Below are 23794 nucleotides of genomic sequence, written 5' to 3' on the forward strand. Positions count from 1 at the left end.
CGGCTGTGTGACGTCGTGTTGCGAGAGTGTCAATCGGGGCGCGGCGCAGCGTCAAGAGTTTTCGAACGATGTCCGACAGGCCGAACATCTTGCTTTCCCGAGCTCTCAACAACCGCAGCGCGTTGGCTACTTGGCAAGCGCCTGAAGGGGCGTCGCGTCAGTGCTTCCCGCCTTCGCCTTCGCCTCGGTCCGCGCCTTCGGTCGGCCGGTCCACGGCGAGGGAGAGGAGGGTCTTGCGCACCTCTTCCGCGCGAGGGGAATCCAGGGCGGTGTAGAGGGACAGCGCCTGACGCAGGTGACGCACGGCCTGGGCCGGCTCCCCCATGGTCTGCCGGACCCGTGCCGTCCCGACGTGGGCGCGGGCCTGTTCCTCCTGCTCCGCGATCCCGACCGCCGCGTCCAGAGCCGAGGCGTGCGCGTCGAGGGCCTCGGCGTACCGCGCGGCGCCGTGCAGGGCCTCCCCGAGGCCGTTGAGGGCGCCGGCCTCGCCGTAGCGCTCGCCCGTGCGCCGGAACAGGGCCAGGGCCTGACGCTGGTGTTCGGTGGCTTCGTCGTACCGACCGAGGCCGCACAGCGCGTCGCCCAGATTGGTCAGCGCGTGGCCTTCGCCTCCGGTGTGCCCGAGCCGTCGGAAGAGGGCGAGCGCCCGCTCGAAGTGCCCGGCCGCGGCCGTGTGGTCACCCAGCCGCGCCACGACGATGCCCAGGTTCCCGAGGACACTCGCCTCCCCGAAGGCGTGCCCCGTCTGCCGGTACAGGGTCTGCGCCCTGCGGTACCGCTCGATGGACGCCTGGTAGTCCTGGAGCAACTCGTGCACGATGCCCAGGTTGTTGAGCACGTCCGCCTCGCCGTGCCTGTCACCCACCGCGCGGAACAGTCCGACGGCCGTCTCGTGGTGCTCGGCGGCCTCCCGGTAGTGACCGCGCAGTTCGTGCAGCACCCCGACGTTCGTCAGATGCCGGGCCTCACCCGCCCGGTACCCGATACGACGGCAGAGGGCGAGCGCCTCCTCGTGGTGGGCGTGCGCGCTCCCGTAGTCGCCGAGCCGCCGGTGGACGGCTCCCAGACAGGCGAGCACATCGGCCTCACCGCGGGCGTCTCCCGCCGAGCGGGCCGCCCGCAGGGCCTGGGTGTGGACGGTCAGGGCGTCCGCGTAGTGACCCGACCGCTCGTAGTGGCGGTGCAGCGTCGTCGCGAGGCGCACCGTGTGCCGGGACGGCCCGGGCTCCTCGGTGCGCGAGCACAGGGCCACCAGGGTGGGCTGCGCGGCGCGCAGCCAGGCCCGGCACTCCTCGGCCGTGCGCAGTGGCGGCAGGCCGGTGACGGGCAGGTCGACGGCGGGACGCAGATGCCGTTCGGCCGGGTACAGCACGTTCATGGCGGCGGCGGACGCGGCCAGGCAGTGATCCAGCAGTCCGGCCAGGGCGGTGTCGAGGTCCGGCGCTTCGTCGTGACGGCCGCCCAGTTCCGCGGCGTACGCGCGCAGCAGGTCGTGCATGGCGTGGCGGCTGGGTCCGGTGCGGTGCAGCAGGTGCGCGCGGGCCAGGACATCGAGTGCCCGTCGGGTGCTGTCGACGGACGTGCCGGCCATGGCGGCGGCGGAGTGGACGTCGACATCGGGCCCCGGGTGCAGGCCCAGCAACCGGAACAGGCGCGCCGGCAGGTCGGGAAGGCGCTCGTAGGACCAGGAGAAGACGGCGCGGACGGCGGCCCGGGGGTCCCCGTCGCCGAGGTCCAGGAGGTCCAGGCGCCGCTGGTGGTCTCGCAGTTCGGACACCAGGTCGGCCAGTTGCTCGACCGGACGGGACCGCACCAGTTCGGCTGCCACCCGCAGCGCCAGCGGCAGCCGCCCGCACTGCTCGGCCAGCGCGCGGGCTGCCGTCCGCTCGGCCTCGACGCGTGGCCCGATCAGCGTGTGCAGCAGGGCGAGCGCGTCGTCAGGGGAGAGGACGTCGAGGACCATGCGGTGTGCGCCGTGCACCGACACCAGCGACGCCAGTGCGTCCCTGCTGGTGATCAGCACCTTGCAGGTGGGACTCCCCGGCAGCAGTGGCCTGACCTGGGCGGCGGAGGCGGCGTTGTCCAGCAGGACGAGCAGGCGCCGTCCGTCGAGGGCGGTGCGGTAGCGAGCCGCCCGGTCGTCGAGTCGTGGCGGGATGTCTCGGCCCGCGGTGCCCAGGGCGCCGAGGAACCCGGCGAGGGCCTGGGCCGCCGACACCGGTTCCTCGGGGTCGTAGCCCCGGAGGTCGACGTAGAGCTGCCCGTCGGGGAAGGCGTCACGTACCTGGTGCGCCCAGTGGACGGCCAGCGCGGTCTTGCCGACGCCCGCGGTACCGGACACGGCGGACACGACCACCGCGGCCGTACCGCCGCTGCCGGTGTCCGCGGTGAGGTGCCGGGTCAGTTCGGCCAGCTGCTCGGCCCTGCCCGTGAAGGGACGTACGTCCATGGGGAGCTGGGCCGGAGCGGGTGCGCCCGTCGAGGCGGCGGGTGCCTCTTCGACTACCGGGACATGTCCTGCTCGCGACCGCTCCACCTCCACCGACTCGCGCCGTAACTCCTCGTACGCCGAACGGAGTTCGTGACCCGGTGTCACTCCCAGCTCCTCGGCGAGACGCCGGCGCGCCTCGGTGTACGCGACCACCGCCTCGGCGGTTCTGCCCGCGGCGGCCAGGCTTCGCACGAGCACCGCCGCGAGGGGCTCGGACAGCGGGTGCTCCGCCATCAGCGGGTGGAGGAGGGCGGGCACATCCTGCGGCCTGCCCCGGCCCAGACCGGCCCGGGCCCAGGCGATCGCCGCCTCGACGCGTTCATGGCGCCAGGCGGTCCGGGTCCTTTCGGCCCACACGCCCGGCAACCCCGACAGCGGCACTCCGCGCCACAGTCCGAGCGCTTCTTCCAGAAGGTCCGCTCGCTGTACGTCGGAGAGGTGAGACCCGCGCCCCCGCGTGACGAGGGAGCGGAAGCGCAGCAGGTCGACGGCGCTCTCCTCGGCCTCCAGCACGTAGCCGCCGGAGATCCTGCGGAGGCGGATCGGCGCCCCGGGAGCGGGCGCCCGCTCGCCGTCGCCCGTGGACGCCGCGTCGTCGAGGAGCTGCCGCAGCCGGCTGATGTGCGAGTAGAGAACCGACCGGGCCCCACCCGGCGGGGTGGTGTCCCAGACCCGGTCGATCAGGGACTCCACCGTGACGGGCCGGCCCGCGTCGGCGGCCAGGGCGGCGAGGACCGCGCGACGGCGTGGCTGTCCCAGGTCCAACGCGCGCCCCGCGACCCGCAGTTCGAGGGGGCCGAGCAAGTGGAGGTGCATCACGGCTCACACGGCTCCGGCCGTGGGGCGGCCGTACCGTGGCGGCGTTCCTCGCCCGCCGCGCTGAAGCCGGTGTTCCAACACGCCCTCCGGACCGTCCACTCAGCGGCCGGCGAACGCACCGGCCGTCACAAGGTTTTCGCAAGGTCCACCGTAGAACCTCGGCTCACCGGCCGTCAGTCGTACTGCCGCACGAATCACCCGACGCGGGAGCCGCTGACGGTCGCAACCCGCCCGAACGCGCGTCGGGCGGCCCGCGTAACGGTCGCCGTGGCCCCTGCTGCACGGGGTTCAGCAGGAAGCCACGGCTGCCCGGCGCGCGTCACCCCGGTCAGGCGAGGGCGTCCTGGACGGTGGGGTGGCAGGGGATGACGGTGTCGAGGCCGACGAGTTCCAGGGTGCGCAGGACGCTGCCCTGGACACAGGCCAGGCGCAGCCAGCCCTTCTCCGGGATGGCGCGCTGCGCGGTGATGAGGGCGTTGATGCCACTGGAGTCGATGAAGGTGACCTGACCGAGGTCGATCACGATGCGCGGGCCGGCCGACTCGTCGGCCGGGGGGAGGGCGCCGCGCAGGGGGGCCGCCGTCTCGTGGTCGATCTCGCCTCGGACACGGAGGACGGTGACGCCGTCGACGGTGTCGCGGACGACCGACAGTCCGCCGTGCCCCGCGATGTCCGGGTTCTCTGCCACGGTCTCCCTCTGCAATGTTCGGTCAAAAGCACCGGTCGACGCTTCTCCGGTCATCTGTGCCCAGCGATCTTACGACTGACGCCGGTGAAGGGACTATGCACAGGTTTCCCGCCGGGGTGCGTAGGCAGGGAGAACCGGGGTAAGCGAGCGAGCGTGCAGCGCATCGAAGAAGTGGCACGGCCGGAACCCGACTGGTCGATGGAGGGTTCCCCCGTGCCGTATCCCGACCCGTTCGAGTTCACCGCCGCTCTGGAGGGAGACGGTGGCTCGATAGCCGAGGCCCGCCATCTCGCGGCCGACTTCCTCATCCGCCTCCAGACCGAGCAGGGACTGCCGGTCACCGCGCGCGCCATGGACCTCACGCAACTGGTGGTCAGCGAGCTGGTCACCAACGCGTACAAATACGCGCAGGGCCCCGCCCTGCTGTGCCTGCGCGCGGTCGGCTCCGTGGTGGAGATCGAGGTCTGGGACAGCGACCCGGTGCTGCCGGTGGCGCGGGCGGCGGACCCCGGACGCGTGGGCCAGCACGGCCTGGAGATCGTGATGGCCGTGGTGCAGCGGTTCGACGTGCGGCGTGAGCCGGTCGGCAAGCGCATCACGGCCTACGTTCCGCTGCTCGACGACCCCCTGCCCCCTCCCACCGGGAACTGACCGACTCGTGGCGCGGGCAACGGCGGCCCGGTGCCGGGGGACCGCCCGACCCGCGGGCGGCGCCCCGTCGACGGGGCCGTCAGAAAAATGGGGACCGTGCTGCCGGGAGGGCCTCGCCGAAGTTGATGTCCGCGTACCGGCGCTCGAGCCCGGCGGCGGTTCCGCTGACGGCCGTCGACCCGCTGGTCACCGGTCCGCTCGTGGCTCCACGGGCCACCCACAGCTGTCCGTCCGCGTTCTCGCCCGGAACACCGACCGTCACCTCCGCCCTGCCGTCCTTGGTGAGGTCGACCAGGTACGTCGAACCCGCGAACGTGTCGCCCGCTTCGGCGGCTCCGGGCACGCCGCTGGTGTTCTGCGAGTAGCCGCGGGAGCCGGTGCCGGTGAGACCGGCGGCCGACCCGCGCACCAGTGTGGCCTGGCCCGCTCCCGAGGCGGAGCCGACGGACTCCCCGGAAGCGCCCACCAGGACATCGGCGTACTTGTCGCCGTTGGTGTCGCCGACGCTGAGCGACGTCCCGAACTGGTCGCCGTTCTCACCGGTACCCGGTACTCCCGGCGTGTCCTGGTGGACGACCTGGGGCTTCTGGTCGGGGGTGATTCCCTGGGGGCCGCCGTAGAGGACCTGGATCTCGCCGCCGCGGTGGGCGGGCGTGGAGCCGGGCGTCAGGGAGACGTCCCAGGGCACGCCGGTGACGAGGTCGCCGTAGCCGTCGCCGTCGATGTCGCCGATCTGACCGGAAAAGCCGTCGGCGAGGGGCAGTTCGGTGTACGTGCCGGAGTGACTCTCGGCGTACACGGGGCCGCTGATGTCACCGTCGGTGGGGCCGGGCAGCCAGAAGCGCTCGGCCTTTCCGTCGCCGTCCACGTCACCCATGACGACCCCGCGGTTGGTGCCCAGCTCGTTCACGAAGGCCCGCCGGGCCGGGGTCCCGGAACGGGTGAAGGGCCCGGTGTAGGTGGTGGCACCGCAGCCGCCGGTGACGCCGATGTCGGGGGCTCCGTCGCCGGTGACGTCTCCCACGGCGAGACCGGCGGCGAAACCGCAGCCCTCGTCCAGGCCGGTCGGGGGCGCGACGGCGGCACCGCCCCTGAGGCCGCCCGAGCCTCCCCACACCACGGTGAGTGATCCGACGCCCCACATGGTGCCCGCGGACTTGTCCGGGGTGCCGATGAGCAGGTCGGCGTAGCCGTCGCGGTCCAGGTCCGCGGAGGCGACCGCCGAGCCGAACCGGTCCCACTCCTTCGCGGTGCCGGGAATGCCGGAGGTGGCCTGGGTGATGACGGTGCGGTGGGCGGCGCGGACCCCGTTCGCGGAGCCGTACAGCACGACCACCGCGCCCGCCTCGTCGACGGTGCCGTTGGCGGCGCCGGGCGCGCCGACGGCCAGGTCGCGGTAGCCGTCACCGTTGAAGTCGTTCTGCACGGCCGCCGTGTTGGCGCCGCGGTAGGGCGCCGCGGCCGCCGCGTGCCCGGCCGGCAGCACGACGGCGGTCAGCGTGGCGGAGGCCGTGACGGCGATGGCGGAGGCGAGGAAACGCGAGGTGAAGACGGACTGGACGCGGGCGGAGGCGCGGGACGGCATGGTGGCTCCGGGGTCGTGGGGCAGGGCGGGTCGGGGGCGTGTCACGGGCCGGTCACCACGTTTCCGAAGCGGGCGGCACCGGCCGAGCCGAGGCCCGCGGAGCCCGCGCCGACGCTGGTGGAGCCGGTCGCGGTGATGGAGGCCGCCGAGCCGCGCAGCGACCACAGGGCGCCCACGCCGCCGTTCTCGCCGGGGGCGGCGACCAGGAGGTCGGCGTACCCGTCCTTGGTGGTGTCGAAGACGCGTACGGCCGTGCCGAACGCGTCGCCCGCCTCCGAGGCGCCCGCGACGCCGGCGCTGTTCTGCGTCCAGTTGCGGGCGTGCGCGGTGTCCAGCTCGGCCGTGGTGCCGCGTACGACGGTGACGGCTCCGCGGCCGTTGTCCTCGCCCGGGGTGCCGATCACGAGGTCGGCCCGGCCGTCCTTGTCGGTGTCACCGATCGCGACCGACGCGCCGAAGCGGTCATGGGCCTCGCCGGCCCCCGGCACGCCCGCGGTGTCCTGCGTGATGGTCTGGATCCGGCTCGGGGAACCCGTGTTCCCGGCGTCGAAGTAGATGGTGACCCGGCCGCCGAGCGAGGTGTCCGGGCTCTGTGACGGATCCTCGGGGTTGCCGATGACGAGGTCGGGGGCGCCGTTGCCGTTGAGATCGCCGACGGCGGAAGCGGTACCGGCGGGCAGGGCGGTGCTCTCGAAGCCGGCCGGGTCGTGGAACAGGACGTTCGGGTCGTCGCCGGTCCCGTCGTAGCCCCAGCCGCCGTCCGAGACGCCCCGGCCGTGGGCGATGAGACGGTCGTCGTCGGTGTTGGGCCGGTCGACCGCGGTCAGGGCGACGATGCCGTGTGCCGGATTGAAGGCGTAGCCGCCGCCCGAGGTGTTGGACTGCGCGGACAGGTCGGCCGGCATGAACGTCACGTCGGCGTCGTTGGCGCCGACGGCGATCGTGAGTCTGCCGTCGTTGACCGGGTTGAGGCCGTTGAAGGTGGCGACGGCCAGCGTCCGGCCGTACGCGTCGTGCGAGGAGGGCCAGGGGTCGTGGACCAGCTTTCCCTTCGTGGGCCCGGACGCGGTGCCGTAGACGACCGTGACCGAGCCGCCGCCGTCGTCTCCTGAGACGTCCTCGCCGGGGGCGCCGACGACCAGGTCGCTGTACCCGTCGCGGTTCAGGTCGTACACCACGACGGCGGCGCCGAAGCGGTCACCGGCCTCGGCGGCGCCCGGGATGCCGGTGGAGTTCTGGGTCACGACGGTGCGCCTGGCCGGATCGATGCCGTGCGAGGTGCCGTACAGGATGACCACGGCACCCGCTGTGGCGTGACCCGCGACCTTCGCGTCCGGGGCGGAGGCGACGACATCACGGTAGCCGTCCTTGTTGATGTCGCCGGGCGTGCCGGCGGCGGCCTCGGCGTGCACCGCCACGAGCGGGGTGAGCCCCGAGGCGAGCAGAGTCGCGGACAGCAACAGAGTGCGTTTACGCACGGGGCTCCTCCAGAAAGGGGCATCCGGAACAAAGGGCGACGCACCGACCTGCGCAAAGGCGGTTGACCGGTGTGTCATGGGCACGGTCGGCGACCAGAAGACCTCCGGAGAGGCAGAAGGGTTGTACCGAAACCGCGGGGAATCGTGCGACCCGGTGCAGATCATGGACGTTGCTCTCTGGTGAGAGGCTGTTTCGCCGTGTAGCGTCCCTCTCAGATGTCGTGGTTCGCAGTACCTGCCCGCGCTTTGGCGCGGGCGCTTTGCTGTGCAGTGCTGGACCAGGGCGATCACCTCCAGGGCCGCGCGGTGCGGTTCCTGACATCGACCGAGAGGCACGAGCATGGCCAGCGGAACTGTCAAGTGGTTCAACGCCGAAAAGGGTTTCGGATTCATCTCCCAGGACGGCGGCGGCCCGGACGTCTTCGCCCATTACTCCAACATCAACGCCTCCGGCTTCCGTGAGCTGCAGGAGGGCCAGGCGGTCACGTTCGACGTCACCCAGGGCCAGAAGGGCCCGCAGGCGGAGAACATCACGCCTGCCTGACCTTCACATGTGATCAGGTCCCGGGGGGAACCCCGGGACCTGATGCGTACGGTCGCCGGGCAGGACCAGTCCGGCGGGGCGCTCGCCTCATGACCCCGGTCCGGACTGACGGCGGTCACGCACCCACTCTCCCAGGGGCCGGATTTCGCTCCCGGAACATCGTCCTGCGGCGAACCTCCCGTGTCAGAGGCTGCCGATATCGTTGTCACGATGCGCGGGTCGACCGTTGCGATCGGGGGACGATGATCGAAGTGCGCTTACTGGGTTCCGTCGAGGTGTGGGGGGACGGACGGCGACTGCGGCTCGGCGGCAAGCCACTGACCGTGCTGTCGGCCCTGGTCGTCCACCTCGGCGAAGTCCTCGCCACAGGCCGTCTGGTGGACCTTGTGTGGGAGGAACAGGCACCCGTCACGGCCACCGCCCTGGTCGCCTCCCATGTCTCCGCCGCCCGGCGCGAACTCGGCGGTGCCCCGCGGGACTCACCGATCCGCACCAGGGCACCCGGCTATGTCTGCGACCTCGACCCCGGCCGGATCGACAGCCGCCGCTTCGAGACGCTGCTCCGGGAAGCGGAGCGACTCGCCCGGCAGGGGCGCGCGGCCGACGCCGCGGAAGTCCTCTCTGACGCGCTCGACCTGTGGCGAGGGCCCGACGCGCTGGAGGGCATGGAGCAGTCGTTCGCGCGGATCGAGGCCGCGCGCCTCGGGGAGTTACGGCTCGTGGCCCACGAGGAGCGCTTCGGCCTCGGGCTCGTACTCGGGCGCGACGAGCGCGTGATCGCACCCCTGCTCGCCCATGTCGCGGCACATCCGCTGCGCGAGCGGCCCCGCGGACAGCTGATGACCGCGCTGTTCCGGACGGGCCGGGTACCGGACGCCCTGCGGGTCTACCGGCAGGGGCGCGACAGCCTCCGCGAGGAACTGGGGATCGAACCGGGCGCCGAACTGCGCGCACTGCACCGCGCGGTACTCAACCACGACGACACCCTCCTGGGAGGAGGACGACTGCCTGCCGGGCCGGGACAGGTACCCGCGCGGCCCCGCGCGGCGCTCGTCGACCCGGCGGGAGGGGCGGCCGATCCGCCCCTCGCGCCCTCGCCGGGTGACGCCGACGACCGCCCCGACAGCGGCGGCGACCGGGACAGGCCGAGCGCGCCCACGGGTGCCGCTCTCGTCGAGGCAGCGCCCCTCACACCGTCCCATCTGCCCCCCGACGTGGCCGACTTCGTCGGACGCGACGAGGAGGCCGACTGGGCCGCGGACTTGCTGCGCCGGGTTCAGGAACCCGGCAGGACGGCGCCGCCGATCGCGGTGATCTCCGGCCGTTCGGGCGTCGGGAAGACGGCGCTCGCCGTCCACGTGGGCCATCGCACGGCCACCCTGTTCCCCGACGGCCGGCTCTTCCTCGACCTTCGCGCCTCGGACTCCGCTCCCGTGCAGGCCTCCGACGCGCTGGCCAGACTGCTGCGTGCGCTGGGAGTCGACCCCGAGCAGGCCTCCGGCGGACCGGAGGACCTGGTCGGCCTCTACCGCACCCACGTGGCACCCCGGCGGATCCTGCTGATCCTCGACAACGCCGCGGACGAGAGCCACCTGCGTCCGCTGCTGCCGCCCGGCGCCGGCTGCGCCGTGCTGATCACCAGCCGCAGAAGGCTGGCGGGTCTGGAGGGTGCCCAGCACCTCGACCTCGCCGCCCCCGACGAGCGGGACGCCCTCGAACTGCTCACCACGGTGGCCGGGCCCGCGCGGACCGAGGCGGGCCGGCACGACCTCGCGGAGATCGTCGCGCTCTGCGGCCGTCTGCCGTTGGCGCTGCGCATCGCCGGTGCCCGGCTGGCCGCCCGACCCCACTGGCCTCCCGGCCGCCTGGCGGCACGGCTGCGTGACGAACGGCAGAGGGTGAACGAACTACGCGCCGGAGACCTGGAGTTACGGACCAGTCTCGAACTGGCCTACTCCGATCTACGGCCGAAGGAGCGGGCGGCGCTGCGCCGGCTCGCGCTGATGGACCTGCCCGACTTCGCCTCGTGGATCGCCTCGCCCCTGCTCGACATCGACACCGACGACGCCGAGGAGGCCGTGGAGAGGCTGGTGGACTGCCACTTCGTCGATGTGCTCGGGGTGGACGGGACCGGACGCACCCGCTACCGCATTCACGACCTGGTGCGTGAGCACGCCCGTGAGCGCTGCCTCGCGGAGGAGAGTCCCGCGGAACGCACGAGCGCGGTGCTGCGGCTCGTGTCGTGCTGGCTGGGACTGGCCGACCAGGCGGCCGTTCGCGGCCCGGGCGGCGGCGCCGCCCGGCTCTTCCCGCCGCACCGGGCCCGTCACCTCCTCGACGACGCGACGGCGGAGGCGCTCCTGGCCCAGCCCGCCGCCTGGTTCGCAGCCGAACAGGCCTGTCTGGTCGCCGCGGTCACCCACTGCGCCGACCAGGGGATGACACGGGCGGCACGCGACCTCGCAGGCGCCCTGATCGCGAGTTCGGCGGTGCTGTACAACCAGTTCGACGCCTGGTCGCACTCCCACACCGTCGCGCTCGAAGCGGTACGTCGCACCGGGGACCGTGCCGGTGAGGCCTGGCTGCTCCTGGGACTCGGGCAACTCCGGTACGAACAGGACCGCTTCGAGGAGGGGTATCTGTTCTTCGCCCAGGCCCTGGGCCTGTTCGACGAGGCGCTGGACCCGCTCGACGACACGGCTCGCGACGCGGGACCCGAGCGCACGGTGCGGGCGGACGCGACGCGGGGGAGGGCCGCGGCGCTCGCCGGCATGGGGACGGCACGGCGCGAACAGGCCCGGTTCGCCGAGGCGTTGGGCCTGCTGCAGGCTGCCCTCCCGGCCTACGAGGAGGTGGGTGACGTGCCCGGCGCGGCCGGGGTCCTGTCCGGCATCGGCTACGTGCACCGCGAACAGGGGCGTCCGGCCCAGGCGTGGGCGGCGCTGGAACGCTGCCTCGGCCTGTACCGTTCGGCGGCCGACCGGCGCGGGGAGGCGCTGGCGCTGCGCTCCCTGGCACTGTGCCATCGCGCCGCGGGTGAACTCGACGCGGCGGAACGGCTGCTCCAGCAGGCGATGCGGATCTTCGACGACCTCGGTGACAGATTCGGCCGGATGTACACGGGGCAGGCGCTCGCGAAGGTGCGGCTGCGGCAGGGGCGCCTGACGGAGGCACAGCGGCTCGACGACTGCCTTGAGGTGACGCTCGAACGCCAGGACAGGTTCGGTCACGCGCTGGTGCTGCGCACCATCGGCGAGTGGCATCTCGCGGCCGGCGACGCACGGGGCGCACAGGCTCCGCTCCGCCTCGCACTCGAGACGTGGGAGACACTCCGGTTGCCGCTGTGGCAGGCCCGAACCGTCTGGGACCTGGCCGAGGCGAACGGGCTGACCGGCGACGAACAGGCGGCGCGCGAGGGACGCGCGAAGGCGCTGGAGATGTTCCGGGCGCTGGACAGCCGAGAGGCGACGGAACGCGGCCGGCCGGGGTGACCCCGGTCGGGTGGTGGGGCGGGCCGGATCACCAACCCCGTTGGGCCGAACCTGAGTTGCTGCCGTCCACCGATGCCGGTCCCGCGCCCTGCACCGAGTCCTGCACCGCGCCCTGCACCGCGTCCTGCAGAGGATCTGCAGACCTTTTGCAGACCGCTCCGCCAGTCTCGTCACGTGGAAGACATCATCCCGCTCTCCGATCCCCGTGTGGCCGGCGTCCCGCTCGCCGACTGCGGTGAGCCGCTGGTCGACCTGCGTGAACGGTCGGGCCTGCGGCTCGACTCCCGGCAGGCGGACCCTGACGGCCACTACTGCCATGTGCGGGCGGGTGTGCTGCGGAGACTGCTCGCGGCCCAGCGCATGCTGCCGAGCGGAACGCGGTTCCTCGTCGTGGAGGGCTACCGGCCGCCGGAACTGCAACGCCGTTACTTCGAGGAGTACGCCACCGCGCTGCGGGCCGGCCACCCCGGCCTGCCGCCCTCCGACATCAGGGAACTGGCCAGCGCCTACATCTCCCCACCGGAGGTCGCCCCGCACGTCAGCGGGGGAGCGGTCGACCTCACCCTGTGCCGCGACGACGGCACGGAACTGCCGCTGGGCACCGACGTCAACGCCACCCCCGAGGAGAGCGGGGGCGCCTGCCGAACCGCTGCTCCCCGGATCAGTGCCGAGGCCCGCGCCAACCGGCAGGTCATGGAACGCGTCCTCGAGGCGGTGGGCTTCGTCAACTACCCCACCGAGTGGTGGCACTGGTCGTACGGAGAACGGTACTGGGCCGTGCTGCGCCAGGCGCCCGCCGCCCGCTACGGCCCCGTGGCCCCACCGGCGACCCGAGCACCCGCCGCCATCCCGCCGGCGAAGCACCAGCACCCCTGACGAAGCACATGCGACGAAGCACGACCGACGACGACACACCCCCCGCAGAGGAAGTACTCCGTGATGACCGACAGAATGCCCCGGACCACCACCCGCCTGGCCGCGACCGCCCTCACCACGACGGCTCTGGCGGCGGCCCTCACCGGCTTCGTTCCCTCCACGGCCGAGGCCGCCACCTCCCGCGCGCCCGCCGCGGCCCAGGACACCGCCTGCGGTGTGCTCGCGCCGGGCGCCTCGGCCACCGCCCAGGCCGCGGTGAACGCCGCCTGCTCACAGATCGGCGTCTGGTACAGCTGGGGAGGCGGCCACGGTGCCACACCGGGGGCGTCGTACGGCTACTACGACGGCGTGGACCCCGACAGCCTGCACGACGGGGAACGCAAAGGCTTCGACTGTTCCGGGCTGGCCCGGTACGCGTACTACAGGGCGACCGGCAAGGACGTGCTGAACGGCACGGCCGACGACCAGTTCCACAGTTCCCAGGCGACCGCCCGCTTCTCGGCGGCTCAGGGAACGGCGCCGCTGCTTCCCGGTGACCTGATGTTCTGGGGCGAGGGCCACATCCACCATGTGGCGATGTACCTGGGCGCCGGACAGATGGTCGAGGCGTACGAGTCGGGCACGCGCATCCGGGTGGCCCCCGCCCGCACCGGCGGTGACTACGCGGGTGCGATCCGGGTCAACTCCAGCGGCACCGTGCCCCCGCCCCCGGCGAACGGCGGTACCACCTTCGAGACCTGGGGCACCGGCGTGCGTACCCATGAGGCCCCGAGCGTCCGGGCGTCGACGGTGAGCACCTTCGCCGGCCCCACGCAGGTGTCCGTCCTGTGCCAGGAGCACGCGGAGACCGTCACCGCGGAGGGCTACACCAACGACATCTGGTCCAAGCTGGTCGACGGCTCATGGCTGACCAACATCTACATCAAGGGCCCGGCCGAACTGCCCGGAGTGCCGGACTGCGCGGGCACCACTCCGGCGCCGCCCACGGGAGACAGTACGGCGTTCCAGACCTGGGGCACCGGCGTCCGCACCCACACGGAACCCAACGTCAACGCGTCCGTGGTCGACTACTTCCCGCAGCCGACGACCGTCAACGTGGTCTGCCAGGCGCATGCGCAGGAGGTCACCGCGGAGGGCTACACCAACGACGCCTGGGCCAAGCTCACCGACGGTTCGTGGCTGACGAACATCTACGTCAAGGGCGCCGCCTGGCTGCCCGGCGTCCCCACCTGCTGAGCGCCGGGGAGGACGACGCCGGCCGACGGCGCGAGAGGAGGAGGGCACCCACGCCGGCGTCAGCCGGGCCTGACCGATCCGTTCACCGAGCGGGTGTTCCCGAGGTCTCCCAAGGTCCCCCGCGATGGACCGTGACAATGAGGACCGGCAGGCGTTAAGCGCACGTGAACACAGCCCTGCACACCGCGGCCCCGCCGATGTCGTCCGAACGATGCAGCCCATGGTCCCGCCCGTGTCGGGACCGCTGCCCGGCTGCCGCAAGGAGCCGTCGGTGAACGGGCGGGGCGGCGAGCACCGGCTGGAGTTCGAGGGCTTCGCGTACCTGTGCCGGGTGGCGGAATCGGCCAGCGCGGTCACCGAGCCCCTGGTCGTGGTCGGCGGCATGATGCAGGACCGCAACTCCTGGAGCAACTACGAGAAGTTGCTGCTCGACCACACCTCGCTGGTGACCGTGGAACTGCCCGGCTTCGGAGCGGCCGACGCACTGCCCGCCCGCTACGGGTACGACTTCCTCGCCGAAGCCCTGCGCCACCTGCTGGTCGAGCTGGAGATCGGAACGGCGAACCTGCTGGGCACGTGCTACGGCGGCGCGATCGCGTTGCGCTGTGCCCAGCGGTTTCCGCGGCACGTCTCGCGGCTGATGCTGGGGGCGATGACAGGACACCTTCCGCAGTCCTACCTTCACATGATCCCGCAATGGCGGAAGATGGTCGCCGAGGATCAGCGCGGTGAACTCGCCGACAGTCTCATGTCGACCTTCGTGGTGCCGCCCGATCGCGGCATCCGCCGGCACGCGGCCGTCTGGCGGATGCTGAGCCACCAGTTCCGCACACAGAGCCAGCGGGACCTCGACAACGCGTGCGACCACAACGCCCGGATGATGCTGCACGACTGGTACCAGCCGGGAACTCTCGAGGTTCCGGTGGTGGTCTACACGGGCGAGCACGACCACCTCACCACGCCCGGCCTGGGGCGACAACTGGCCCGGGAACTGCGCGCACCCTTCGCGACCTTCTTCGACGCCGACCACATGTTCACGCTGGAACAGGATGTCGCCCACGCGGACCTCATCGTGCGGTTCTGCACCGACCAGCCCCTGACGGACCTGCCCTATCTCAGCCCTCTGGAATACCCCGCGAACACGACCTCGGTATGAGCCCCGGCCGTCGGGCGGGGAACGGCCCTCGCGCGGCTGGCACCTAGTAGGTACCATCGGTGTATGCCATCCCTGAACGTGTCGTTCACCGACGAGGAACTCCAAGGTGTGCGGGCCGCGGCCGCGGCCGAGGGCAAGAGCCTCAAGCAGTACCTGCACGACCTCGGCGTGCGCGAGATGCAGCGCAGGCAGTTCGTCGCCGGCGCTGCCGGATGGGCGGACCGGCTGCGTGCGGAGTTCGACGACGCCTTTCCGGACGAGGTGCCGCCCGCCCGGCGCGGCGGCGGATCCGCTGCCGCCTGATGCCCCTCTCCATCGACGTCTCGTGGCTGCTCGACGTCCAGGAAGTCGCGCTCGACCGTGAAGACCTCACCGTCTCGGACTACTCCGCGCTGGTGGCCGCCGTCGCCCGGCACCGGACCCGGCTCCCCACCCTGGCCGCCGCCGACCCGGACGCGGCCTGGCGTGCGGCGGCGCTGATGCACACCATCGTGCGCCTGGAGCCCCTCCCGTACCGCAACAGCCTGTACGCCGCCTTCGTGGCGGCCCAGTACATGGACCAGTCCGGCGAAGGGGTCGATCCGCCGTACGGCGCCCTCTCCGATCTCGTCCGCAAGATCCGCGACAGCCGTGTCGGTGTCGAGCAGGTCGCCGACCAGCTGCGCACCTGGAGGCTGTGAACGAAGGTCGCCATCGGTGAACCCTGCTCCGTGCTCGAGACGCGGCCGGCGCGAGAGGGCAGCCCCTGAGCCTGGACCGGGAGGCGGGGACGGTCGTCGCGCCGTCGCGGTGCGGACGGCCCTCCCCGCCGGACCGGGGACCGGCTCCACTCACCGGGGCCTCACGCGCATGCCCAGGCGTTCATGCCCTGGAGGGCCGCGAGGCGCCGGGCCACTGTGATCTGTTCCCTCTTCGTTGCCAGGTCGGCCCGGGGTGCGAACCTGCGGCCGCCGGCGGCGACCCAGCTCGACTGTTTGAACTGGAGGCCGCCGTAGTGACCGTTGCCCGTGTTGGCGTGCCAATTGCCGCCCGCCTCGCATCTCGCGATGGCTTCCCAGTCGGCGCCCAGGCCCGTGGGTGTCGCGGCCTGGGCGGAGGGTGTCACGAGCGTCAGCAACGCCGTGACCGGCAGGAACAGTCCGAGCGCCAGGCGGCGCCCCCTGTTCGGTCCACTGTGTTCGTTCAGATCAGTTGCGTGAGGTGAAATCATGTCAAAGGACGATAAAGGAGTTATCTCAATTTCATCGTATTTCAGGCTGTAGGAATGACACCGCGTCAGGCGGAAGCCGAAATCCGCGACACCGACGAGGAGTCCCCGGTCCGCCGACCTGGTGCGGGCCGGCGGGCCGGGGCGAGGACACGGCAGGGGGCCGGGCCTCCTACGGGGTGACCTGCTTGCCGCCGAAGGTCACCACGAGACGGCCGTCCGTGGCGTAGGACCACCCAAGGGCGCCGGTGTACGAGGAGCACCTGGACCCGTTCGTGCCGGACCAGAACTGGTTCGTGCTGTCCGCGTCACCCACGGTCTTGTCGTTCGACCCGCCGGCACTGCGGCACGAGGTGTTGTTGCGGAACACCGAAGTCCCGGCATCCCAGGAGAAGTTGCGCTGGGCGTTGTCGACGCTGACGTTGTTCGACACCGCCATCGTGCCGGGGTTGCTGTTGTAGGTGAACCCGTGCTTGCCGTTGTGGTAGGCGATGCTGCGCCGGACGACGTGGTTGACCGCGATGTCGTCGCCGCCGAGCTTGTAGCCGTTGCGGTCACCGTTCGAGTTCACGGTGCCGTCGCTGAGGGTGCCGTTGTCGTAGGCGAGGGAGTCCTCGATGGTCACCGTGCCGATGGCTCCGGTGTCGGTCTTGGTGTAGAGGTCCCAGCCGTCGTCGATGTTGTTGTGGGAGACGTCGTAGCGGAAGACGTTTCCGCCGCCCACCGTGAGCTTCGCGGCGAAGCCGTCGGCGTCCTCGCCGTCGGAGTCGGCGTTGTCGTGCGACTCGGCGCTCAGTACGAGGTTGTTGGACGGCCACTGGTCCTTGGGGGTGCTGGAGGCGATCCGCGACAGCTGAAGCCCGGTGTCCCGGTTGAAGCGCGTCACCGTGCGCTCGATGACGTTGTTGCTGCCGCCGACGAAGATGCCGTTGTCCCCGGCCCGCTCGACGACGATGCCGTAGACGTGCCAGTACGAACCGTTCACGGCGAGCCCGCGGTTGGCCGAATTCTCGGTCATGGCCGAGAAGTTGAGGACCGGGGTCTCGCCCGGGTAGGCGGACAGGTTCGTACGGGCGGCGGCGGTGCCGCTGTTGGCCGCCGGGATGGTGACCGTCTGCGCGTAGGCGTACGTTCCGCCGCGCAGGTAGATCGTCCCGCCGGGTGTGATGCGGGTGATCGCCGAGGTGAGCGTCGTCGGGGCCGACTGCGTTCCGGCCGCGCTGTCGCTGCCGTTCGGCGCCACGTACAGCGCGGTGGCCGACGGCGGTGTGGTGGTGTCGCCCGTCTCGACGTCGAGGTAGTCGATGTTGGGCAGACCGCCGGTGCTGGTGGGGCTGATCCGGATGGTGTTGCTGCCCGAGGTCAGCGGCACCGTGAGGGTCTTCGTCGCCCATGTCCCCCACGCGCCGGTGCTCTCGAACGACAGCGACGTGGCGCCGGCACCGTTCACCGTGAGGGTCGCGGCCCGGGCGGCGGTCGTTCCGTTGGCGAAGCGGACCTTCAGCGTCGCCGTGCCGGCGGCCGAGGCGTTCGCGGTGAACTGGACGTGGGCGCCGGCCGCGTTGGTGCCGTTGCAGAACCCGCCGCCCGAGTAGCCGGACCAGTCGGAGTCGATGGTGCCGGTGCAGACCGCCGGGGAACTCTCGGCCTCGTAACGGGCGGACGCTGCCTGCGCCGTGGTGCCGGACAGCGCGACGAGTGCGCCGGCCAGCAGGCCGACGGACGCGATGACTGGTCTCAGTTGCATCGTTCGTCTCCAAGCTGATTGGTTCGTCTGACCAGGAGGTTTGCTGAGAGCGGTGCTCGAGGAACTGTGCGGCGATGGCGTATCGGTTCGTCCGCACCGCCGGTGAGGCGGTGCCGCGCCCCTTTCCGCCACCGGTCCGGGTGTGGCAGCGTGACGGGTTCGAGTGCGTGAACAGGCCGAGTGGCCAGGGTGGGCACTAGTAAAGGGAAAGCGCTTTCTCGGGACGCTAAAGGCTTGCTGTGAACGCGTCAATAGTCGTGTACGTGATTGCTGTTCACTGACTTGAACGTGATGGCGTCCGAGAAGCGCCCGAAAACGCATTGGAGCGGAAGCGTCCACGCAGCGGCCCGGAGCGGAAGCGTTCACGCAGCGGCCTGGATACGGACCGGTCGCTTTGGTCGCTTTCAGGCCGTCGGAGAGCGCGACGCGTCAAGAGGCCGGCTTCACCCGCGGAGGGCTCGGTCAGTCGACCGGCCAGGTGTGGACCGGGGCGTTGAGGTGCATGTAGTCGATGTACAGCTGCGTCATCCGCCGCAGGGCCTCGTGGCGGCCGGAATGGGCGGAGGAGTCGATCGCGTGGAACATCTCCTTCTGCCAGACCGCTCCGTTGCGGCCGGTGACGCACCGCTGCTCGATGATCCCGAGCAGCGGCTCCCGCCACGCCGCGTCCATCCCGGAGCGCTCCAGCCCCCGGTGCGCCAGCGGCAGCAGACGCCGCAGGACGAGTTCGGCCACCGGCACCTCGCCCATGCCCGGCCAGTACAGCCGTGCCTCGATACCGTGCCGTGCCGCCGTGTGCAGGTTGTCCTCGGCTGCCGAGAAGGACATCCGTGACCACACCGGTCGCTCCTCCTCCACCAGAGCGCGGGTGAGCCCGTAGTAGAAGGCGCCGTTGGCGAGGGTGTCGGCGACGGTCGGACCAGCGGGAAGCACCCGGTTCTCCACGCGGACGTGCGGCTTGTCGTGGGCGATGGCGTAGACCGGGCGGTTCCAGCGGTAGATGGTGCCGTTGTGCAGGCTGAGCTCGGCCAGCTCGGGAATGTCGCCGCGGTCCAGGGTCTGCGCGGGGTCCTGCTCGTCGCACAGGGGCAGCAGCGCCGGGAAGTAGCGCAGGTTCTCCTCGAAGAGGTCGAAGACGCTGGTGATCCAGCGCTCCCCGAACCAGACCCGGGGCCGCACTCCCTGCACGCTGATCTCCTGCGGGCGGGTGTCGGTGGCCTGCTCGAACAGCGGGATACGGGTCTCGTGCCACAGTTCCTTGCCGAACAGGAACGGCGAGTTGGCCGCCAGCGCGACCTGGATCCCGGCGATCGCCTGAGCCGCGTTCCAGTAGCCGGCGAACTCCTCCGGGGACACCTGGAGGTGGAACTGGGTGCTGGTGCAGGCCGCCTCCGGGGTGATCGTGTCCGCGTAGGTCCGCAACCGGTCGACACCGTCCACCTCGATGCGCAGATCCTCGCCCCGGGCCGCGAACACCTGGTCGTTGAGCAGTCGGTAGCGCGGGTTCTCCGACAACGCGGCCTCGCCGGCGTGCTCCTGCCGCAGGGTGGGCAGGATGCCGATCATGATCAGGCGCGCGTCGACCGAGCGGGCACGTTCCTCCGCGTGGTTCAGCGCGTCGCGGATCTCGGACGCCCAGGAGTCGGGCCCACCGGCCGTCAGATGGCGGGGCGGAACGTTGATCTCGAGGTTGAACCGGCCCAGCTCGGTGGACCAGGTCGGATCGGCGATCGCCTCGAGCACGTCGCTGTTGCGCATGGTCGGCTCCGCCTCGTCGTCGACCAGGTTCAGCTCGATCTCCAGCCCCACCTGGGGCCGCTCGGACTCGAACCGTGACTCGCGCAGCATCTGCGCGAAGGCGTCGAGGCACTCCTGCATCTTGATCCGGTACCGGCGACGGTCCTCACGGGTGAAGACCACCGCCGGGACGTCCCGTCCCATCGGCCCTCCCGGGTTTCCCTCCTCGGACACCTCTTCCGTCCAGCGTCGCACCCCTGGGCGACCGGGACCAGGCGGGATGCGGAGACCGCCGTAGAAGCCAGGGTGTGGAGGACCGCGGAGAAGCCGGGACCGCGCGAGGGGGCGGGAGCGGGATCACGACGACGCCGCGTCGGCCCCGTCCCGTGCCAGGCCACCTCTGACGCGCACCCGTCCAGACGTCACGCCGGTGACTGCCCCAGCTCGTTCGTGCTGGGCGTCATGTCCTGCGTGCCGATCACCGACAACAGCTCCAACTGTGCGGCGCCCTCCGTGCCGGGCGGGGCGGCGAACCACAGCAGACGCTGGCGTCCGTCCTCGCTGAACAGACTGTGGCAGTCCAGCTCGATGACGCCCAGCGCGGGGTGCACGATGCGTTTGTGGTCGGTCCGTCTCAGGGCGACGTCGTGGGTGTCCCACAGACCCGCGAACTCCTGACTACGGCGTCGCAGCACCGACACCATCCGGCTCACCTCGCTGTCGCGGCCGCGTCGGGCGGCGACCGCCTGGAGGTCCGCCACGAACACCCGGGAATGATGGGGATGGTCCTCGACCGGGTAGATGGCGCGGGCGTCGGGGTCGGTGAACCAGCGGTGGACGAAGCTCGCCGCGGGACCTCGCACGGCCGGGGGACGGCCGAGGAGCGCTGCGGCCGGCGGGTTCTGGACGAGCGTTTCGTGCAGGTCGGTGATGACCTGGGCGGGAGTGGTGGCGAGTTGGTCCAGCAGGCCGAGCAGGGCCGGCTGGACATGCGCGGCGGGGCCGTGTGCCGCCGGGGGGACCGCCCGGTCCGTCAGGTGGAACAGGTGGTCGCGTTCGTCGCCGTTCAACCGCAGCGCCCGCGCCAGAGAGGCGAGCACCTGGGCCGAGGGCTGGGCGCCACGTCCGCGTTCCAGCTCGGTGTAGTAGTCGGCGGACAGACCCGCGAGCTGCGCGACCTCCTCGCGCCGCAGTCCGGGCACCCGGCGCCGCGGCCCCGTGGGCAGCCCCACGTCGGACGGGCGGACCCGGTCGCGCCGGGACTTCAGGAATGCGGCGAGTTCGGCATGGTTCACGCCTTCCATCCTCGCCCGGCACCGGCGCGCTGAGCCAGGGGATGACAACCCCTGGGTGGGGACAGCCCTGGCCGGCCCGGGAACGCGGACTCACGCTGAAGACCGAGCAGGGCACCGCCGACGACGGACGCGTCACTCGTCGCCGCACGTTCCGCCGTCGCGGAGTCCCGCGTCCGGCCTCGTCCGCGGTCGTGGCGTCCCTCGTCCGACCCGGTCCGTACCCGGCCGTCCTCACACCGATCAGGAGGATCCATGTCCACCCAGGAAGTCGCGGAGAGCCGCACCGCGCTCGACCACCGAACCGGCCGGCCCCGCGTCGCCGTCGTCACCGGAGGCTCCCGCGGCATCGGCCGTGAGGTGGTGAGCAGGCTGGCCGCGGACGGATACGCCGTCGTGGTCGGCTACGCGGGGAACCGCGATCTGGCCGAGACCGCCGCGAAGGAGGTCACGGCCACCGGTGGCCGGGCGCTCGCCGTCCGGGCCGACGTCGCCGACGAGCAGCAGGTGGCCGATCTGTTCGCGACCGCGGAGTCCGAGTTCGGCGCGGTCGACGTCGTCGTCCACGCCGCCGGGCGGCTGTATGTGGCCCCGGTCGCCGAGCTGGACCTGGCGGAGCTCGACGCGGTCCACCGCACCAACATCCGCGGCAGCTTCGTCGTCGCCCAGCAGGCCGTCCGCAGGATCCGCGCCGGCGGAGCGATCATCACGTTCTCCACGTCCGTGGTGGGCCTGGCCTTCCCCGGATACGGCGCCTACAGCGCAGGCAAGGGTGCCGTCGAGGCGCTCACGCCGATCCTCGCCCGCGAGTTGCGGGGCCGGGACGTCACCGTCAACTCCGTCGCCCCGGGCCCCACCGCCACCGACCTGTTCCTCGAAGGCAAGGACGAGGAGACCGTCGCGCGGCTGGCCGCCCAGGCCCCGTTGGAGCGACTCGGCACCCCCGCCGACATCGCGCAGGTCGTCGCCTTCCTTGCCTCGCCGGCCGGCCACTGGGTCAACGGCCAGGTCGTCCGCGCCAACGGCGGGATCATCTGACGGCCGCGGCGCTCCGCCAACCCCCTTCCCCTCATCCCGTGAGGAACCCATGCCTTCCGACACGCCCAGAACCGTTCTTGTGACCGGGGCCTCCAGCGGCTTCGGCGCGCTGACCGCACGGGCACTGGCCCTCGCCGGTCACACCGTCCACGCCGGAATCCGGCAGACGGCCACCCGCAACGCGCCCGCGGTGGACGACCTGAGGCGCTACGCCGCCGACCACGACCTCGCCCTGCACGCCGTCGAACTCGACGTGACCTCCCAGGAGTCCGCCGACCACGCCGTCGCCCACATCGTGGCCGCCCAGGGCCGTCTCGACGTGGTCGTCCACAACGCCGGACACATGGCCTCCGGCCCGGCCGAGGCCTTCACGCCCGAGCAGCTGAGCGGCCTCTACGACGTCAACGTCCTCGGCGCCCAGCGCGTCAACCGTGCCGCGCTCCCGCGACTGCGGGCCCAGAACGAGGGCCTGCTGGTGTGGATCGGAAGCTCCAGCACCCGCGGCGGCTGCCCGCCGTTCCTCGGCCCCTACTTCGCCGCGAAGGCCGCCATGGACGCCCTGGCCGTCAGCTACGCCGCCGAGATACTGCGGTTCGGCATCGACACGGCCATCGTCGTCCCCGGCGCCTTCACCTCCGGCACCAACCACTTCGCCCACGCGGGCACGCCCGCCGACACCGACCGGGCGGCCGCGTACGACGAGCGCTACGGAGCACTGCTGGCCGGCCTCGACGAACGACTGGCCGCGCTCATCCCACCGGACGCGGACGTCACGCAGGTCGCCGACGCCGTCGTACGCCTGGTGGCCACGCCCGCCGGCCGCCGACCCCTGCGTACGCACGTGGACCCCAGCCGCGACGGCAGCGAAGTCGTCTCCGCGGTCGCCGACCGCGTCCGCGCCGACTTCTTCCGCCGCGTCGGACTGGACGACCTGCTCACCGCGGGCAGCTCCCTGTAATCCCTGTCATCCCACCCATTAAGGAGAACCACCATGCCGTTCGCGAACTTCAAGGTCCCGGCCGGAACCCTCGACGAGAAGCAGAAGGAGCACATCGTCACGCGCACCACCGAGCTGTACGTCGAGATCTACGGCGAACGAGCCCGCGCCACCACCATGGTCCTCGTCGAGGAGGTCACCGACGGTGGATGGGGCATCGGCGGAAACGTCCTGACCCGCGCCATGCTCGAGCAGTAACACCTGGACCGGGGCCGGTTCGCCGCCGTCCTGCCGCCCTGACGCTTATGCGTGCGCACCGGCGGGCGGCGAACCGGCTGGTCCGCGGCACTCGCGGTCGGCGAGTTCGCCGCCCGTCACTCCGTGGGCTTCGGCTCCGCCTGCTGCACCACGTCGAAGGACCAGAGGGTGGAGCCGGCGGCCGCCGGCTTGGGACGCTCACCGGTTTCCGTGCCGCCACCCTGGTGGGCCGCCTTCATGGGGCCCTCCATCCAGGCCTGGAAGGCCGCCTCGTCGCGCCACCGCGTGTAGACGAGGTAGGAGTCGGTGCCCTCGGTGGGACGCAGGAGCTCGAACCATTCGAATCCGTCGGAGTTCTCCACGGCGTGGGCACGCGAGGCGAAACGCTTTTCCAGCGTCTCCCGCTGCTCCGCGGGAACGGTCAGTACGTTGATCTTGACTACGCTCATGACGACGTCATCCTGCCGCATGGCGGCCGGTGGGCGAGCAGGCGGTCCGGGCGCCGGGCGAGCGCGCTAGAGTCGGCGCGTCCCCGGTCAGACACTCCGTCGCGGGTGTTCTCG

General features: G+C 71.8%; 20 protein-coding genes. 11 read left to right on the forward strand and 9 right to left on the reverse strand.

The window, feature by feature from the left end:
• Positions 1-157: 157 nt before the first annotated feature.
• Complete coding sequence (locus OG985_RS41730; protein ID WP_371673607.1) at positions 158-3307, reverse strand: tetratricopeptide repeat protein; 3150 nt, start codon at positions 3305-3307, stop codon at positions 158-160.
• Between the two features lie 331 nt (positions 3308-3638).
• Positions 3639-3998: an STAS domain-containing protein gene (locus tag OG985_RS41735; protein ID WP_371673608.1), complete on the reverse strand. Its 360-nt coding sequence runs from the start codon at positions 3996-3998 to the stop codon at positions 3639-3641.
• Between the two features lie 198 nt (positions 3999-4196).
• Here OG985_RS41735 and OG985_RS41740 point away from each other — a divergent pair, with 198 nt between their 5' ends.
• Positions 4197-4649 (forward strand): ATP-binding protein, encoded by a 453-nt coding sequence (locus OG985_RS41740; protein WP_371674645.1) that lies wholly within the window; start codon positions 4197-4199, stop codon positions 4647-4649.
• A gap of 79 nt (positions 4650-4728) precedes the next feature.
• Here the strand turns inward: OG985_RS41740 and OG985_RS41745 are convergent, their stop codons facing one another.
• A complete protein-coding gene (locus OG985_RS41745; RefSeq protein WP_371673609.1) occupies positions 4729-6279 on the reverse strand; it encodes a hypothetical protein in 1551 nt (516 codons plus the stop codon).
• Positions 6276-7712, reverse strand: coding sequence for a hypothetical protein (locus tag OG985_RS41750; RefSeq protein ID WP_371673610.1), 1437 nt, complete (start codon positions 7710-7712; stop codon positions 6276-6278). The genes OG985_RS41745 and OG985_RS41750 overlap by 4 nt, the downstream gene beginning before the upstream one ends.
• 340 nt (positions 7713-8052) lie before the next feature.
• Between OG985_RS41750 and OG985_RS41755 the strand changes: the two genes are divergently transcribed.
• From OG985_RS41755 to OG985_RS41785, 7 genes are all read left to right on the forward strand, one after another.
• Positions 8053-8256: a cold-shock protein gene (locus OG985_RS41755; protein ID WP_060899524.1), complete on the forward strand. Its 204-nt coding sequence runs from the start codon at positions 8053-8055 to the stop codon at positions 8254-8256.
• Positions 8257-8498: 242 nt separating this feature from the next.
• Positions 8499-11747, forward strand: coding sequence for a BTAD domain-containing putative transcriptional regulator (locus OG985_RS41760; RefSeq protein ID WP_371673611.1), 3249 nt, complete (start codon positions 8499-8501; stop codon positions 11745-11747).
• A gap of 174 nt (positions 11748-11921) precedes the next feature.
• Positions 11922-12623 (forward strand): M15 family metallopeptidase, encoded by a 702-nt coding sequence (locus OG985_RS41765; RefSeq protein ID WP_371673612.1) that lies wholly within the window; start codon positions 11922-11924, stop codon positions 12621-12623.
• A gap of 63 nt (positions 12624-12686) precedes the next feature.
• Positions 12687-13859: a C40 family peptidase gene (locus OG985_RS41770; protein ID WP_371673613.1), complete on the forward strand. Its 1173-nt coding sequence runs from the start codon at positions 12687-12689 to the stop codon at positions 13857-13859.
• 220 nt (positions 13860-14079) lie between these two features.
• Positions 14080-15015, forward strand: coding sequence for an alpha/beta fold hydrolase (locus tag OG985_RS41775; protein WP_371673614.1), 936 nt, complete (start codon positions 14080-14082; stop codon positions 15013-15015).
• Positions 15016-15078: 63 nt separating this feature from the next.
• Positions 15079-15318 carry a hypothetical protein gene (locus tag OG985_RS41780; RefSeq protein ID WP_371673616.1) on the forward strand — a complete coding sequence of 80 codons (240 nt, stop codon included), beginning with the start codon at positions 15079-15081 and terminating at the stop codon, positions 15316-15318.
• Complete coding sequence (locus tag OG985_RS41785) at positions 15318-15695, forward strand: toxin Doc (protein ID WP_371673617.1); 378 nt, start codon at positions 15318-15320, stop codon at positions 15693-15695. Before OG985_RS41780 ends, OG985_RS41785 begins: the two co-directional genes overlap by 1 nt.
• Before the next feature lie 161 nt (positions 15696-15856).
• Here the strand turns inward: OG985_RS41785 and OG985_RS41790 are convergent, their stop codons facing one another.
• The 4 genes from OG985_RS41790 to OG985_RS41805 form a co-directional block, all read right to left on the reverse strand.
• Entirely contained in the window at positions 15857-16225 is a 369-nt protein-coding gene (locus tag OG985_RS41790) for a transglycosylase family protein (protein ID WP_371673619.1), read from the reverse strand.
• A 169-nt stretch (positions 16226-16394) separates the two neighbouring features.
• The gene (locus OG985_RS41795) at positions 16395-17969 is read right to left on the reverse strand and encodes a carbohydrate-binding protein (protein ID WP_371673620.1); all 1575 of its coding nucleotides are present in this window, start codon (positions 17967-17969) and stop codon (positions 16395-16397) included.
• 462 nt (positions 17970-18431) lie between these two features.
• The gene (locus OG985_RS41800) at positions 18432-19910 is read right to left on the reverse strand and encodes a glutamate--cysteine ligase (RefSeq protein WP_371673622.1); all 1479 of its coding nucleotides are present in this window, start codon (positions 19908-19910) and stop codon (positions 18432-18434) included.
• Positions 19911-20128: 218 nt separating this feature from the next.
• Positions 20129-21001, reverse strand: a complete 873-nt coding sequence (locus OG985_RS41805; protein WP_371673623.1) for a helix-turn-helix transcriptional regulator — start codon at positions 20999-21001, stop codon at positions 20129-20131.
• 252 nt (positions 21002-21253) lie between these two features.
• Between OG985_RS41805 and OG985_RS41810 the strand changes: the two genes are divergently transcribed.
• From OG985_RS41810 to OG985_RS41820, 3 genes are read left to right on the forward strand one after another with little or no spacing between them, the layout of a single operon-like run.
• Positions 21254-22036 carry an SDR family oxidoreductase gene (locus OG985_RS41810; RefSeq protein WP_371673625.1) on the forward strand — a complete coding sequence of 261 codons (783 nt, stop codon included), beginning with the start codon at positions 21254-21256 and terminating at the stop codon, positions 22034-22036.
• Between the two features lie 49 nt (positions 22037-22085).
• Complete coding sequence (locus tag OG985_RS41815) at positions 22086-22994, forward strand: SDR family NAD(P)-dependent oxidoreductase (protein WP_371673626.1); 909 nt, start codon at positions 22086-22088, stop codon at positions 22992-22994.
• Between the two features lie 33 nt (positions 22995-23027).
• On the forward strand, positions 23028-23231 hold the full coding sequence (locus tag OG985_RS41820) for a tautomerase family protein (RefSeq protein WP_371673627.1): 204 nt from the start codon (positions 23028-23030) through the stop codon (positions 23229-23231).
• Positions 23232-23347: 116 nt separating this feature from the next.
• Here OG985_RS41820 and OG985_RS41825 read toward each other — a convergent pair whose 3' ends face one another.
• Positions 23348-23680, reverse strand: coding sequence for an antibiotic biosynthesis monooxygenase (locus OG985_RS41825; protein WP_371673628.1), 333 nt, complete (start codon positions 23678-23680; stop codon positions 23348-23350).
• Positions 23681-23794: the final 114 nt, after the last annotated feature.

It is taken from the genome of Streptomyces sp. NBC_00289, assembly GCF_041435115.1.
Taxonomy (GTDB): domain Bacteria; phylum Actinomycetota; class Actinomycetes; order Streptomycetales; family Streptomycetaceae; genus Streptomyces.

Excerpts from the sequence above, each read along its gene's own strand:
- OG985_RS41730 (WP_371673607.1), bottom strand. The coding sequence starts at position 3,307 with ATGCACCTCCACTTGCTCGGCCCCCTCGAACTGCGGGTCGCGGGGCGC.
- OG985_RS41740 (WP_371674645.1), top strand. The coding sequence starts at position 4,197 with ATGGAGGGTTCCCCCGTGCCGTATCCCGACCCGTTCGAGTTCACCGCC.
- OG985_RS41755 (WP_060899524.1), top strand. The coding sequence starts at position 8,053 with ATGGCCAGCGGAACTGTCAAGTGGTTCAACGCCGAAAAGGGTTTCGGA.
- OG985_RS41760 (WP_371673611.1), top strand. The coding sequence starts at position 8,499 with ATGATCGAAGTGCGCTTACTGGGTTCCGTCGAGGTGTGGGGGGACGGA.
- OG985_RS41770 (WP_371673613.1), top strand. The coding sequence starts at position 12,687 with ATGACCGACAGAATGCCCCGGACCACCACCCGCCTGGCCGCGACCGCC.
- OG985_RS41775 (WP_371673614.1), top strand. The coding sequence starts at position 14,080 with ATGGTCCCGCCCGTGTCGGGACCGCTGCCCGGCTGCCGCAAGGAGCCG.
- OG985_RS41780 (WP_371673616.1), top strand. The coding sequence starts at position 15,079 with ATGCCATCCCTGAACGTGTCGTTCACCGACGAGGAACTCCAAGGTGTG.
- OG985_RS41785 (WP_371673617.1), top strand. The coding sequence starts at position 15,318 with ATGCCCCTCTCCATCGACGTCTCGTGGCTGCTCGACGTCCAGGAAGTC.
- OG985_RS41790 (WP_371673619.1), bottom strand. The coding sequence starts at position 16,225 with ATGATTTCACCTCACGCAACTGATCTGAACGAACACAGTGGACCGAAC.
- OG985_RS41795 (WP_371673620.1), bottom strand. The coding sequence starts at position 17,969 with ATGCAACTGAGACCAGTCATCGCGTCCGTCGGCCTGCTGGCCGGCGCA.
- OG985_RS41800 (WP_371673622.1), bottom strand. The coding sequence starts at position 19,910 with ATGGGACGGGACGTCCCGGCGGTGGTCTTCACCCGTGAGGACCGTCGC.
- OG985_RS41810 (WP_371673625.1), top strand. The coding sequence starts at position 21,254 with ATGTCCACCCAGGAAGTCGCGGAGAGCCGCACCGCGCTCGACCACCGA.
- OG985_RS41815 (WP_371673626.1), top strand. The coding sequence starts at position 22,086 with ATGCCTTCCGACACGCCCAGAACCGTTCTTGTGACCGGGGCCTCCAGC.
- OG985_RS41820 (WP_371673627.1), top strand. The coding sequence starts at position 23,028 with ATGCCGTTCGCGAACTTCAAGGTCCCGGCCGGAACCCTCGACGAGAAG.
- OG985_RS41825 (WP_371673628.1), bottom strand. The coding sequence starts at position 23,680 with ATGAGCGTAGTCAAGATCAACGTACTGACCGTTCCCGCGGAGCAGCGG.